This is a genomic window from Rhodococcus sp. Leaf247 (assembly GCF_001426185.1).
Classification (GTDB): Bacteria; Actinomycetota; Actinomycetes; order Mycobacteriales; family Mycobacteriaceae; genus Rhodococcoides.
In genome coordinates this window covers 1067594-1080766 of the sequence record NZ_LMRP01000001.1, presented here as the reverse complement: position 1 = coordinate 1080766, position 13173 = coordinate 1067594, and the positions used below count along the sequence as shown (strand labels likewise).

Annotated in this window: 15 protein-coding genes; 10 read left to right on the top strand and 5 right to left on the bottom strand. The window is 66.9% G+C overall.

Translation table 11 applies throughout. The features are described 5' to 3' along the window. Nucleotides 1-38 precede the first annotated feature (38 nt). Genes ASG64_RS05145 through ASG64_RS05135 form a run of 3 tightly spaced genes read left to right on the top strand, consistent with a single transcriptional unit; the run spans nucleotide 39 to nucleotide 2310 of the window. Entirely contained in the window at nucleotides 39-1001 is a 963-nt protein-coding gene (locus ASG64_RS05145) for an acyl-CoA dehydrogenase family protein (protein ID WP_235579490.1), read from the top strand. Next, on the top strand, nucleotides 998-1747 hold the full coding sequence (locus ASG64_RS05140) for a PIG-L deacetylase family protein (RefSeq protein WP_056072730.1): 750 nt from the start codon (nucleotides 998-1000) through the stop codon (nucleotides 1745-1747). The genes ASG64_RS05145 and ASG64_RS05140 overlap by 4 nt, the downstream gene beginning before the upstream one ends. Then, complete coding sequence (locus tag ASG64_RS05135) at nucleotides 1744-2310, top strand: class I SAM-dependent DNA methyltransferase (RefSeq protein ID WP_056070599.1); 567 nt, start codon at nucleotides 1744-1746, stop codon at nucleotides 2308-2310. The genes ASG64_RS05140 and ASG64_RS05135 overlap by 4 nt, the downstream gene beginning before the upstream one ends. 6 nt (nucleotides 2311-2316) lie before the next feature. On the opposite strand, the gene ASG64_RS05130 is transcribed toward ASG64_RS05135, so the two are convergent. Further along, nucleotides 2317-3060, bottom strand: a complete 744-nt coding sequence (locus ASG64_RS05130) for a glycosyltransferase (RefSeq protein ID WP_162245358.1) — start codon at nucleotides 3058-3060, stop codon at nucleotides 2317-2319. A gap of 118 nt (nucleotides 3061-3178) precedes the next feature. On the opposite strand from ASG64_RS05130, the gene ASG64_RS21850 reads away from it, so the two are divergent. Together ASG64_RS21850 and cynS are read left to right on the top strand one after the other, a co-directional pair. After that, nucleotides 3179-3325, top strand: a complete 147-nt coding sequence (locus ASG64_RS21850) for a hypothetical protein (protein ID WP_197074734.1) — start codon at nucleotides 3179-3181, stop codon at nucleotides 3323-3325. A gap of 141 nt (nucleotides 3326-3466) precedes the next feature. Continuing rightward, on the top strand, nucleotides 3467-3907 hold the full coding sequence (cynS, locus tag ASG64_RS05125; RefSeq protein WP_042574453.1) for a cyanase: 441 nt from the start codon (nucleotides 3467-3469) through the stop codon (nucleotides 3905-3907). Between the two features lie 27 nt (nucleotides 3908-3934). Here cynS and ASG64_RS05120 read toward each other — a convergent pair whose 3' ends face one another. Continuing rightward, nucleotides 3935-4504 (bottom strand): TetR family transcriptional regulator, encoded by a 570-nt coding sequence (locus tag ASG64_RS05120; RefSeq protein ID WP_056070594.1) that lies wholly within the window; start codon nucleotides 4502-4504, stop codon nucleotides 3935-3937. 93 nt (nucleotides 4505-4597) lie between these two features. Between ASG64_RS05120 and ASG64_RS05115 the strand changes: the two genes are divergently transcribed. The 5 genes from ASG64_RS05115 (at nucleotide 4598) to ASG64_RS05095 (ending at nucleotide 9681) form a co-directional block, all read left to right on the top strand. Next, nucleotides 4598-5635 (top strand): NAD(P)-dependent alcohol dehydrogenase, encoded by a 1038-nt coding sequence (locus tag ASG64_RS05115; RefSeq protein WP_042574455.1) that lies wholly within the window; start codon nucleotides 4598-4600, stop codon nucleotides 5633-5635. 107 nt (nucleotides 5636-5742) lie between these two features. Beyond that, nucleotides 5743-6771, top strand: a complete 1029-nt coding sequence (locus ASG64_RS05110) for an iron-siderophore ABC transporter substrate-binding protein (protein WP_042574456.1) — start codon at nucleotides 5743-5745, stop codon at nucleotides 6769-6771. Beyond that, nucleotides 6768-7793 (top strand): FecCD family ABC transporter permease, encoded by a 1026-nt coding sequence (locus ASG64_RS22010; protein WP_042574457.1) that lies wholly within the window; start codon nucleotides 6768-6770, stop codon nucleotides 7791-7793. The genes ASG64_RS05110 and ASG64_RS22010 overlap by 4 nt, the downstream gene beginning before the upstream one ends. Further along, on the top strand, nucleotides 7790-8821 hold the full coding sequence (locus tag ASG64_RS05100) for a FecCD family ABC transporter permease (protein WP_042574458.1): 1032 nt from the start codon (nucleotides 7790-7792) through the stop codon (nucleotides 8819-8821). Before ASG64_RS22010 ends, ASG64_RS05100 begins: the two co-directional genes overlap by 4 nt. Continuing rightward, the gene (locus ASG64_RS05095) at nucleotides 8818-9681 is read left to right on the top strand and encodes an ABC transporter ATP-binding protein (protein WP_056070591.1); all 864 of its coding nucleotides are present in this window, start codon (nucleotides 8818-8820) and stop codon (nucleotides 9679-9681) included. The genes ASG64_RS05100 and ASG64_RS05095 overlap by 4 nt, the downstream gene beginning before the upstream one ends. A gap of 28 nt (nucleotides 9682-9709) precedes the next feature. Here ASG64_RS05095 and ASG64_RS05090 read toward each other — a convergent pair whose 3' ends face one another. The 3 genes from ASG64_RS05090 to ASG64_RS05080 form a co-directional block, all read right to left on the bottom strand. Then, the gene (locus ASG64_RS05090) at nucleotides 9710-10930 is read right to left on the bottom strand and encodes an AGE family epimerase/isomerase (RefSeq protein ID WP_056070588.1); all 1221 of its coding nucleotides are present in this window, start codon (nucleotides 10928-10930) and stop codon (nucleotides 9710-9712) included. Nucleotides 10931-10977: 47 nt separating this feature from the next. Continuing rightward, nucleotides 10978-11763 carry a GAF and ANTAR domain-containing protein gene (locus ASG64_RS05085; RefSeq protein WP_056070585.1) on the bottom strand — a complete coding sequence of 262 codons (786 nt, stop codon included), beginning with the start codon at nucleotides 11761-11763 and terminating at the stop codon, nucleotides 10978-10980. Between the two features lie 94 nt (nucleotides 11764-11857). Next, nucleotides 11858-13078, bottom strand: a complete 1221-nt coding sequence (locus ASG64_RS05080; protein ID WP_056070582.1) for a low temperature requirement protein A — start codon at nucleotides 13076-13078, stop codon at nucleotides 11858-11860. Nucleotides 13079-13173 lie beyond the last annotated feature (95 nt).

Genomic DNA, 13173 nt, shown 5'->3' with positions numbered 1-13173 from the left:
TACACCGTCAGTTCGAACGACAACCTCGGGAGCGACGCGTGGCCCATGACATCGGCAGCCGGGTATCGGCCGCTGTCCGCACCATCGTTGCCGACACAGGGAATCTCCCTCTGCCCGGCTCGGGTGCTACCGGCGAGCGGTGGACCGCGCTGACGGACTGGACCCGCGCCGACACCGTCGTGGGCAGACTGCTCGAAGCGCACTACGACGCTGCCGCGATCCTTGCCGAGGCAGGCGCTGATCCTGTGTCGTCGGGTCAGCTGTGGGGCGTGTGGGCAGCCGAGGTGGCCCCGGCGGTCGAGGCGCGACGACTGGCCGACGGTTCATGGACCCTGTCGGGTCGTAAACAGTGGTGTTCCGGGGCGCACAGATGTACCCACGCCCTGGTCACTGCTCGGGCCGACGGTGTTTCACGCCTGTTCGCGGTCGTGCTGGACCGGTCGACGGTTCGTCCCGAACCCAACTCCTGGCCCCCCGTCGGTATGCATGACAGCGATACCGGAGCAGTGTCCTTCGACGGTGCTCGTGCCTCCGCGGTCGGGGACCCCGACTTCTACACCGGTCGCGCCGGGTTCTGGCACGGTGCGATCGGAGTTGCGGCGTGTTGGTTCGGAGCCGCGTCCGGAGTTGCCGAGCCGCTGTATCGCCGAGCCGGAGAGGGCCGCGCCGGGCCGCACGCGCTGGCTCATCTCGGAGCAGTGGACGCGGCACTGGCAGCCTGTAGGCACACTTTCGAGGGAGCTGCAGCGGCCGTCGATCGACACCCGGACTCACTCGAGGATGCGCGAATCCGTGCGTTCCGTGTTCGGGCCATCGTCGAACGCGCTGCACAGGAGGTGCTCGACCGGGTAGGCCGCGCGCTCGGGGCAGCGCCGTGGGCTCTCGACGACGCCCATGCCCGGCGAGCCGCAGATCTGACGGTGTACCTGCGGCAGAGCCATGCCGAGGTCGATCTGGAGACGCTCGGGCATGCTGTTGCAGCCGGGTGGGAAAGTCGGTGAGCGTCGAGCGGTTCGCCGACCGTCCGATCGCCGCCCGCGGCACGCCGGAATCAGTGTGGCTGCAGGCGGGCACGGTCTTTCCGCTCCTCGACGACAGCGCTTGTTCACACCTGGTCGTGGTGGCTCCTCATCCGGACGACGAGGTGCTCGGAGTGGGCGGATGGGCTGCGGCACGGGCGGCGGCCGGCGCTGCGGTCACTCTCGTGGCCGTGACGGACGGCGGTGCGTCGCACACCCCGAGACCGTCTCGAACCCGGCGCGACCTCGAACGGCTGCGGGTCGCCGAAAGTGACGCCGCACGCGAGGATCTCGGGGTGCGTGATTCGGTGCGACTGGGTGTGCCGGACGGGCAGGTCGACAAGCACGAACGGGAACTGGCCGAGCGTCTTCACGACGTCCTGACGACACTCGGCGGAGGTGAGAACGTCTGGTGTGCGACGACACTGCGCACGGACGGACATCCGGATCACGAGGCGGTCGGCCGGGCATCGGTCGACGCAGCGACCGCCGCCGGGTGCGTGGTGGTGGAATACCCCATCTGGATGTGGCACTGGGCGGAGCCCGCCGATCCGCAGGTTCCCTGGACCTCGGCCCGGACGGTGCTCACGAGCGACGAATCCTACGACCGAAAGTTGGCTGCAGTGAGCAGGTTCCACACACAGATCCGCGCCGACGACGATGACGAAATCCTCCCGCCGTGGGTGCTGGAACGGCTCACCCGTCGTCACGAGACGGTGTTCGTATGAGCGGGATGTCCGGGCAGTACTTCGAGCGTATGTACGACGCCGACCCGGACCCCTGGGGCTTCGAAACCCGGTGGTACGAGCGGAGGAAGTATGCGCTGACCCTGTCGATGTTGCCGGACGAGCATTACCGGTCGGCGTTCGAGCCCGGCTGCTCGATCGGGGTGCTGACGGAACTCCTCGCGAGCCGATGCGACCACGTGCTGTCGACGGACATTGCGGAGGCGCCCCTGCGTCGTGCCCGTGAACGCGGAATCGCCAACGCGACGTTCCGTCGAGAATCCCTCCACGACGGGTGGCCGGACGGCCGTTTCGACCTCGTCGTCCTCAGCGAGATGTGCTACTACTTCGACCCGTTCGATCTCGACCGGTTGGCGTCGTCTGCAGTGTCGGCGAGCGAGCCGGGTGGCGCAGTATGTATCGCGCATTGGCGTCACGACGTGCCGGAGTACCCGAGTACAGCGGACCAGGTGCACACCGCATTCGGGTCCGCATCGAGGATGACGATCGTTGCGCAGTACCGCGACGACGACGTCCTGATCGATGTGTTCCGGGTGGATTCCTGACCGCGTTCAGGCGGTGATCGCGGGCGGGTCCGTTTCCTCGGCGAGGGTGTCGAGAAATGACGCGAATCCGCCCGCTGTCCGCCGGCTCGAGCGCGCGGAGGTGATCACCGACGGCGCGCCCTCGCTGCGCACCCGGAATCCTCGGCGTTCCAGCCGGTCGACCAGATCGACATCCTCGTGTTCGCCGAGAGGGCGGAAACCTCCGACCGACCGATAGGCATCGGCGCGGACAGCAAGATTGGCCCCGTGGACGTGCCGCAGACCACGACTGTGTTCGGCTGCATAGTCTCGTTCGTATCGCCGCGCGAGAGCAGTGGAGCGGTGCGCCCATTCCGACACACGAACGGATCCGGTGACGACGTGTGCGTCGCGGGCGCACTCCGCCAATGTCCGGAAATGGTCGCGGTCCACGACGGAATCGGCATCGGTACTGACGCACCAGGTCGACGCGCTGCTCGTCACCTCTGCGGCGCGAAATCCGATCTTTCGGGCCGAACCGACGTTGCGCACTTCGGTGACGACGACGTCGACACCGGTGCCGACCACGTCGGACGTGCCGTCCGTGCAGGAGTCGAGTACGACGACGATCCTGACCGGGATCGGCGATGCTGCACGAGCATTGCGCAGGGCGACCAGGCACCGGTGAAGTAGTTCGACCTCGTTGTGCGCAGGGACGACGACGACGAAGCGGTCTGGGCGGACCGGAGTGAAGTGCACCCCACCGAGATGCCCAGTTCCGTGTTCTGCCAATCGTGAGCGAGTACGAGTCACGGCCGTCGAGCCGCGAGGGGCCGGGAATGGTTGCGCGGACGGCGGGTGGGGCATTCATCACCTCGTACATCCGGATTCCTCGACGAGAGCAGAGAACATGACGATGCCCAGCGATGCCGCAGACGCAGTACCCGCCGCAGGAACCAACGAGGGCCCGCGGGACCACGACGCGGACACCGAGCACACGGCATACGTCGACGAGGAGAACGTGCCTCATCCCGGCGACGCGAACGAGAATTCCTGACACCGACGCAGTAGCGACCCGCGTCCGGTCGCGGATCGCCCCGGTCGGTGGTGGGATGACGACGACAGCGTCTTCCCACCACCGAGAGGTCACCCGGATGTGCAACCAGGAAGTGCAGTCGACTGCTGCCGAGGTAGCAGCATGAACGCGCCCACCGCCACCACGGCCGTCAGACTGGCGAAGAAGCGTCTCGGGTTGTCCTGGAAGGACATTGCCGCCGCGCTGGGGTCGCCGACAGCGTGGACGGTGTCGGCACTGTACGGACAGCATCCCCTGGACGACGCTCAGGCTCGGGTGCTGACCGATCTGCTGGAACTACCCGACGGGTCGCTCGACGAGCTGACGTTGGCCCCGTACCGAGGCGCTCTGAACCTCGAGTCGGATCCGACCGTCTACCGTTTCCACGAAGCGCTCCAGGTGTACGGGCCGGCCCTGAAGGAACTGATCTACGAGGAGTTCGGCGACGGGATCATGAGCGCCATCAACTTCACGGTCGATGTGTCGCGGAGGCCCCACGAGGACGGCGACAGAGTCGTCGTCACGTTCGACGGGAAGTTCCTCGACTACCGGTGGACGACGTGACGTGCGCCGTGGGGCCTGAGTAACCGGTCACGCACAGAACGCTCGGCGCGCCGTGAGGGCGAGAGCGGCTTTCCGACGGTCGTGCACGGAAGTCTCTTCGCGGGTGTCCGCCGTGTGGACGATCGCTGACCGCGCCCAGGTCGCGGCCAGGGCGACGATCATCGACCAGAGGTCTTCCGGGGTGATGTCGTCGACCAGCACCCCGCGTTTCTGCGCGTCCCGTAGTGCGTCCAGAACGGGACGGTCCGGGTCGCCGCGGTGGCCGAACAGTGCTCCCCGAGGTGTGCGCTCGAGACGGGCCCACGTGAGGAGCCGCACCAATTCCGGATCGCCGAGGTACATGTCGTACAGAGCCGTCACGTACGCGAGAATGTCGTCCGGATCCAGTGCGACCGTTGCGATATCGACGTCGACACGGTGATCGAACACCGCGTCGAACAGTCCGTCCTTGCTGCCGAAGTACGCGTAGATCTGCGACTTGTTGATCCCGGCGCTCGCGGCGATGCGGTCGACGCGCGCGCCGGCGATGCCGTGTTGCGCGAATTCGGTCACGCCGGCGTCGAGTAGCCGTTCTTTCGTCATCGCCGCATCTCCCATGGGCACGAGTGTAGGCAGGCCACCAACCAGTTGGTTGGAAGGGGTAGGGTGTCGATAAACAACTAGTTGGTTGGAAACGACCGAGGAGGAACCATGAGGCCCACCACCGGATATCGCGCGCTCACTACGGGAGCGACGCTGGAACGGTTCGCCTTCACTCGCCGCGCGCTTCGTGACGACGACGTCGCGGTCCGCGTCACGTTCTGCGGTGTGTGCCACTCGGATCTGCACGCGGTGAACGATCCGGCCGGACACTTTCCGCTGACCCCGGGCCACGAGTTCGTGGGCACGGTGGTAGCCGTGGGGGACGCAGTCACGGACTTCTCTACCGGGGACGAGGTCGCCGTGGGCAACATCGTCGACTCCTGCGGTCGGTGCGACATGTGCACCGCGGAGCAGCAGAACTTCTGCCGCGACTTTCCCACCCTCACCTACGGCGGCACGGATCGAGTCGACGGCACGACGACGGTCGGCGCGTTCAGCGCGGAGTACGTCGTGCGTGACAGGTTCGTCTTCCATCGGCCCGCGGCACTCGATGCCGCCGCCGTCGCACCGTTGATGTGCGCGGGCATCACGGTGTGGGAACCCCTGCGGCGCTGGAACATCGGACCCGGGTCGCGCGTCGGCGTCGCCGGACTCGGCGGGCTGGGGCACCTGGCGGTCAAGTTCGCCCACGCGTTGGGAGCGCAGGTCACGGTATTCACGACGTCGACGACCAAGGCGGACGAGGCGCGCGCACTCGGAGCGGACCACACAGTGCTCTCGCGGGACGGCGACGCCATGGAGGCGGTGGTCGGATCATTGGATTTCATCGTCGATTGCATTCCGGTCTCGCACGACCTGGCGCCGTACCTGGCGAGCCTCGCGCTCGACGGAACACTCTGTACCGTCGGCTTTCTCGGGCCGATCTCGGTGGACACTCTCGGTCTTCTGGTCGGACGCAAGTCACTGAGTTCCGCCGGCAGCGGCGGGCGCACACATACTCGGGAGATGTTGGCCTTCTGCGGTGAACACGGCATCACGGCCGATGTCGAGGTCATGCCGTCCGCCCGAGTGGGCACGGCACTCGAGCGTCTCGAGGCGGGGGACGTCAGGTATCGATTCGTGCTCGACATGAGTGATCTCGAGTGACCTGGACGGGTCGGACGCGATGGCTCGATTGCGCAGAACATGGGGAATGGTTTACTTTCGTTTGAGGTAACCCTCACCTAACTTCGCGCCTCGACCAGAAGGATCTCATGTCCCACGCGTCACGGTTCGCCGTGCTTTCCGCCGCGCTCCTGGTCACTGTCGGCCTCACGTCGTGCTCCACGTCGACGGAGTCGAACGACCGGAACAGTGCCGCCTCCGACTGGACACCCGTCACCATCGAACACGCTCTCGGGACGACCACGATCGCCGAGAAACCCGAGCGGGTCGCGACGGTCAACTGGGCCAACCAGGAAGTTCCCCTGGCGCTGGGCATCGTCCCCGTCGGGATGGCGTTCGCCGACTTCGGCGACGACGACGGTGACGGCGTCCTTCCCTGGGTCGACGCCAAGCTCGACGAGCTGGGTGGCGAGCGACCGGTGCTGTTCGACGAGACCGACGGAGTGGACTTCGAGGCTGTCGCCGACACCGACCCCGACGTCATCCTTGCCGCCTATTCGGGTCTCGACCAGGAGACATACGACCAGCTCAGCGAAATCGCACCGGTCGTCGCCTACCCGGAGACCGCGTGGGGGACGCCGTGGCGGGACATGATCTCCGTCAGCAGCCGTGCGCTCGGCCTCGAGGACGAAGGCACGCGGCTCATCGCCGATCTCGACGCACAGATCGACGAGGCCGTTGCCGCTCATCCGGCCATCGCCGGGAAGTCGACGATGTTCCTCACCCACGTGGACACGACGAATCTCAGCGAAGTCAGCTTCTACACCACGCACGACACCCGGACCATGTTCTTCGAGGACCTCGGCATGGTCACGCCGCCGAGCGTCGCGACCGCCTCGGCGACGACGGACAAGTTCAGCCTGAAGCAGAGCGCCGAGCAGGCCGACGCGTTCAACGACGTCGACATCATCGTCACCTACGGCGGCGACGAGCTGGTCCGATCGCTCGAGGCCGACCCCCTGCTGTCACAGATGCCCGCGGTGAAGAACGACGCCATCGTCGCCCTTCCCAGCGACGGCACGCTGGGTACCGCGTCCAATCCCACCCCCTTGTCTCTCTCCTGGGTGCTCGACGACTACCTCGGACTCCTCGAACGAGCAGCACGACCGACACAGTGACATCGGTCGTCGGGCCGGCACCGTCGTCCGCGACATGGGCGCGCGGCGCCGGGCTGCTCGCCGCCGTCGGTGCGCTGGCCGTCGCGGTGTTCCTGTCGGTGACCATCGGCTCCCGCGATGTGGGTATCGACGACGTCGTCGCCGCACTCGGTGGATCGACGGAAGGATTCGACCGAGCTGCGGTGGCGACGCGTCTTCCGCGGACGCTGCTGGCGGTGCTCGCCGGCGCAGCCCTGGCAGTGTCGGGCGCCGTCATGCAGGGCGTCACCCGGAACCCGTTGGCGGACCCCGGAATTCTCGGAGTCAACATGGGTGCGTCGCTCGCCGTGGTCACGGGACTGGTGTTCTTCTCTCTGTCGTCCGCGACCAGCTATCTCTGGGTCGCGATCTCCGGAGCCGGTGTGACCGCCGTATTCGTCTATGCCGTCGGCTCTCTCGGCCGCGGTGGGGCGTCGCCATTGAAGCTGGCGCTCGCCGGCGCGGCGACGTCGGCGGCCTTGGTGTCGTTCGTCAGCGCCGTTGCGCTACCGCGTAGCGACCTCGCCGGTGGCATCAGGTCGTGGCTCGTGGGGGGAGTCGGCGGAGCCACCTTCGAGCGGACGTCGATGATCCTGCCGTTCCTGATCGTCGGCGGAGCGCTGTGTCTGGCATCGGCACGGTCGCTCAACTCGCTGGCTCTGGGCGACGATCTCGCCGCGGGACTTGGGGAGCGCGTGGCTCTGGTGCGCGCGACCTCCGCTCTCGGGGCAGTCGTCCTGTGCGGCGCCGTGACGGCCGTGGCGGGACCTATCGGATTCGTCGGACTTGTTGTGCCACATGTGTTCCGGCTGCTCGTCGGAGTCGACCACCGATGGTTGCTCCCGTACTGCGCGGTGGGAGGCGCGGTGCTGCTGACCGTCGCGGACGTGGCAGGTCGCATCGTCGCCAGGCCCGCCGAGATAGACGTCGGCATCATCACCGCGCTCCTCGGTGCCCCGTTCTTCATCGCGATCGTCCGTCGACGGAGGGTGAGTGCGCTGTGACGACGACACTCGAGCGTGTCGTGGCAGGCCGCCGTAGTCGGTCGACGCGTCGCCGAACATCTCTCGCCGTTCTCGCTGTACTCGTCGTCGCCATCGCAGTCGTCAGCCTCACGGTGGGACGCACCTACTACCCGCTGGACGACGTCGTCCGCGTGATCCTCGGCCAGGACGTGCCCGGTGCGTCGTACACGGTCGGCAGGTTGCGACTGCCTCGCACGGTTCTGGCAGCGGTCGCGGGACTGTGTTTCGGGATGGCGGGAGTGGCGTTCCAGACCATGCTGCGCAATCCGCTCGCCAGTCCCGACATCATCGGCATCAGCGCCGGGGCAAGCGCCGCAGCGGCATTCGCCATCATCACGCTGTCCCTGGGTGCCACACAGGTCTCGGTGTTCGCTGTCGTCGGCGGACTCGTCGTCGCCGTCGCGGTGTACGTGCTGTCGTTCAAGGACGGAGTCGTCGGGACGCGACTGATCCTCGTCGGCATCGGTATCGCGGCCATGCTCGACAGTGTCACCGCGTACGTGCTCTCGCGTGCGGCTCAGTGGGATCTGCAGGAAGCCTCCCGGTGGCTCACCGGCAGCATCAACGGTGCGACATGGTCGAACGTCGTCACCGTCATCGTGCCGTTCGTCCTTCTCGCGCCCGTCCTGATGAGCAGGAGCCGCGACCTGGCCGTCACCCGACTGGGCGAGGACATGGCGCCGGCGCTGGGCGTGCGGGTGAACCGCACTCGACTGGTCGTCATCGTCAGCGCAGTCGGCCTCATCGCGTTCGCCACTGCGGCAGCAGGACCCGTGGCCTTCGTCGCGTTCCTGTCCGGACCGATCGCCGCACGCATCGTGGGCCCGGCCGGATCCTTGCTGGTCCCGTCCGCTCTCGTCGGCGCCCTGTTGGTCCTGGCGGCGGACTTCTGTGGCCAATACGCCTTCGGGACCCGGTATCCCGTGGGCATCGTGACCGGGATCCTGGGCGCTCCGTACCTCATCTATCTCATCGTCCGCAGCAATCGCGCGGGAGGATCCATATGACCACCGACCACACCCTCACGATGCACGATCTCGTTCTCGGGTACGGAGATCGCACTGTCATCGACGGCTTGGACCTCGACATCCTGCCGGGCCGCGTGACCTCGATCGTGGGTGCCAACGCATGTGGGAAGTCGACCCTGCTGCGATCGATGTCGAGACTTCTGAAGCCCAGTGGCGGTCGGGTGTTGTTGGACGGACGCGACGTCCACCGCACCCCGGCCAAGCACCTTGCTCGTACACTGGGGTTGCTTCCGCAGTCGCCCCTCGCGCCCGAGGGGATCACCGTCGCCGACCTGGTCGGTCGGGGGCGGCATCCGCACAAGTCGGCCTTCTCTCGCTGGAACACCGCCGACGACATCGCGGTCGCCGATGCGCTGGACATGACACGCACCGCCGACCTTGCCGATCGGACCGTGGACGAATTGTCCGGCGGTCAGCGTCAACGTGTCTGGATCGCCATGGCGCTGGCGCAGCACACGGATCTTCTCCTGCTCGACGAGCCCACGACATTCCTGGACGTCAGCCACCAGGTCGAGGTGCTCGATCTGTTGACAGATCTGAACGCTGCGCGGGGAACGACCATCGTCATGGTGTTGCACGACCTGAATCTGGCGGCGCGCTACTCCGACCATCTGATCGCGCTGTCGGAGGGCACCATTCACGCTGCCGGAACGCCGGCGGACGTTCTGACGGAGTCATGTGTGCGGGCTGTCTTCGGCCTCGACTGTCGCATCATCACCGACCCCGTCTCCGGTACACCCTTGATGCTTCCGATGGGTCGTCACCATCTGGTCCGCGCTGCCGACGAGCAGACGCCCGGACACGAGGAGGCAGCGGTGTCGTCGCGGTCGACGTTATGACGACGGTGGAAGTTCCGCGGCCGGCCGCTCAGCGCACACGTCCGTCGGCCACCGCAGTTGCGATCATCGGGTAGAGCGGAAGGCGAGGAATCAAGGTCGCCTGGATCGCGTGGTAGAGATCGGGCCTACCCGACCACACGGTGTCGGTCGGCTCGTTCCGCTCGTCGAGTTGATGCCTCCACGAACCGTCCACCGGATCGATCATCACGGTGGCGACATAGTCCCACCACCGGCGGTAGTGATCGGCGTACATCCGATCGCCCGTTCTGCGGTACAGCGCTGCGGCCGCCGCGATGGCTTCCGCGGCGACCCAATGCATCCTGTCGCGGACGACAGGTTCGCCGTCCCAGTCCGTCGTGTAGACGAATCCTGGTGCGCCGTCGACGGACCACCCGTCGGCAGCAGCCCGATGGAACAGGTTCCGGGCAGCATCGAGCAACCAGTCGCTGGTGGAATCGCGCGCCGCCTCCGTGTGCAGCATCAATCTGGCCCACTCGAATCCGTGACCGACGGTGGCGCCGAACGGCTTGAACGGGTGACTCGGCTGGTCGCGGTTCAGATCGAGATCCGGCTGCCATGTCGCGTCGTAGTGCTCGGGGATACGCCACGCACGGTCCTTCGAGGACTCCACGACGAAGTGGCACACGCGTTCACTCCGCGAGATCCAGTCGGCGTCACCCGACGCGGATGCCGCCGCCAGCATCGCCTCGACCGCGTGCATGTTGGCGTTCAGCCCTCGGTAGTCGTCGGGCGCGGTGAACGCGGTGTCCCACATGTCGATACACAGGCCGTCCGATTCACTCCAGAACCTGTCCAGGAACACCTGCTGCGCCTCGGCGAAGAAAGCGTCGGCTCCCGCGATTCCCGCCTGAACTGCCGACGACGCGGCGAGGAGCACGAATGCGTGCTCGTAGCAGGACTTACCGTCGCCGTGCTCGCCGGAACCGTCCGCCGACGAGAACCATCCGCCCGCATCGTCGTCGTGCAGCAGCGTGCGCAGCCCGTCCATGCACTGCTCGGCGATCGGACGCGCTCCCGGAATCCCGAGCAGGCTTCCCAGTGCGTAGACGTGGGTCATCCGAGCCGTGACGTAGGTATGGATCGGCTGGGCAGGATCGATCGATCCGTCGTCGGTGAGCCAGCCGGCCCCGCCACGAGGGTCGGCGACCCGGCGACCGAAGTTCAGCAGAGCGCGGGTCTGCGAATCGAGCCACGTCGTGTGGGTAGAGCTGTCCAGCCAGGAATCCATGGTGCCATTCGACCCGTCGATCGGTGTCCGAGGCAAGGGTCGGCCGGTCACTCCCCTGCGGTGGGCCGTCCGACGATGTCGGTGATGACGTCGGCGGCTATGTCACGGAGCTTTCGATTCTCGTGCTGTGAACGAGTCGCGAGCATGTCGAAGGCGGCGTCGGCATCGATGCGGTGGACAGCCATCAGCATGCCTTTCGCCTGCTCGATGGGAGCCCGGTGTTCCAGTGCGAGGCGTAACCCGTTGTATTGGTCCAGGAGTCGATCGAATCGCTGGTAGTGCCCGACGGCGTGCGAGAGGGCGTCGGTCAGCGCCAGCGCGGTGTCGACGTCGGCGTCGGTGAATGCCGAGGGTGCCTCACCGTACAGGTTGAGAGATCCGAAGCGCGTCTCCGGTGTGTGCAGCGGTGCTGCGAGGAACGACCGGATGTTCTCGCTGCGCGCGGACGCGGCGAATACCGGCCACCGCTTCTCGGCGTCGATGGCATCGACGCGCACGACGGTTCCGGTGCGGGCCGAGTGCAGGCACGGACCGTCACCGGCTTCGTACTGTTCGGTGTCCACGATCAGGGTGCGGGCGTCACTGTGCGCCGCGGTGAACGAGCGACCCGATACCGAGACCGAGATTCCGCAACTCGCGGCACCGTCGATGGTCTTGTGAGCGAGGCCCACGAGGGTACGAAGCGCCCGCGCGAGCTGCTCGTCGCTGTCGATCTGTCCGCCCAGGGCGTCGCGAAGGTCGGCGCCCTGTTCGGGACGACCCCAGCGCACGACCGGGACGGGTGCCTCGAGCTGCGAGTCGGCGACCGCAGCGCGTGCATCATCTGCATGCATGTCACTGATTATGACCGATCGAACCGACCTACCGAACCGCAACGTCGAAGCGCCTCCGAACCACGTCGAAGAATGGCTCGAAAAGGGTGTTGCGTCAGTTTTCGGTGGTGTCGACCGGACTGCGGCGCCGACGCACGACGCCGGTGACGACCGCCGCGATCGCCCCCACAGCCAGGACAATTGCGGAGGCGAAGGGAAGTCTGGTGTCGACGAAGCCGACCACGATGACGACGGGAATGGCCAGCGCCGGCCACGGGAAGACCGTCCGCCAATGGCCGGAACTCCATCCGAGAATGGCGCAGACCCCGGTGACGAACAGTGCGACTCCGCCGCACAGTACCCAGCGTCCGGTGTCGGTCAGCTCGCCCACCGGGTGCAGGACGTACTGCTGGATTCCGACGCCGAGAAGTGCCACGCCCAGGGTGAGGGGGAGGTGTCCGCAGACGTATCCGTCGGCGCGACCACTGCCGACGGCGCGGTCGTCGTCCTGGATCTCCGTCTTCGCCTCGGCACCACCGATGTCGAAGTACATCCACCACACGGCCGACGCGATGGTGAAGCCCAGGGCCGCCACCGCCACCGAGGAGAACGCCCAGTGCGTGTCGTGCATCCCGAGCACCACCGCGGAGATGGACTCGCCGAGGACGAGAATGACGAACAGTCCGAAGCGTTCCGGCAGGTGTTCGAGGTGCAGCGGCACGTCCGGGCCCCACCGGGTCGCGGCGAACGGCGCCGCGGCTTCGATGGCGATCCCCACCGCCCACAGGATGTAGGTGACCGGTGACGGAGTGAGCAACGACAGTGCCCAGATCACGGCGCTGACGACCGTCGCCGCGAGGTAGAGATCGACCGTGACGCGTACATCGGGAATGTGACGCCGCGCGCGCAGGTACAGGAGAGCGAGGATCACCCGCGTGGCGATGTACCCGACACCGAACGCGACGGTTCCGTCGCTGCCCACCGCCGTCGCCGCGCTGGCGGCCATCACCGCCACGGCGAAGGTGGCAGCAAGCTCGAGCAACCGGTAGAGCACGTCGTTGGTGTCGAACCGGTTCGCGTACAGCGTGGGGGTCACCCACGACCACCACGTGACGGCGAACAGCCCGGCGAACTCCGCGACTCCCTGCCATCGCAGATCGTCCTTCAGTGCGAGCGCGAGCTGGTGGACGACCAGGACGTACGCCAGGTCGAAGAAGAGCTCCAACCTGGTCGCGACCCGGTCGTCCTCGAGACGCAGCTTCGGCGGTTCGAGCAGGGGAGTGGACTGATCGGCACCGGCGTCGCTGTCGGCACCGTCGTCCGGTTGTCGTGCCACGTGATCTCCACTCCGAGAGCTCCGACAGGGCTCCGCGGTAGTGCCCGAACGTGGAACGGGCAAACCTCGCACGCTTAGGACCGGAGGGCCAGGGT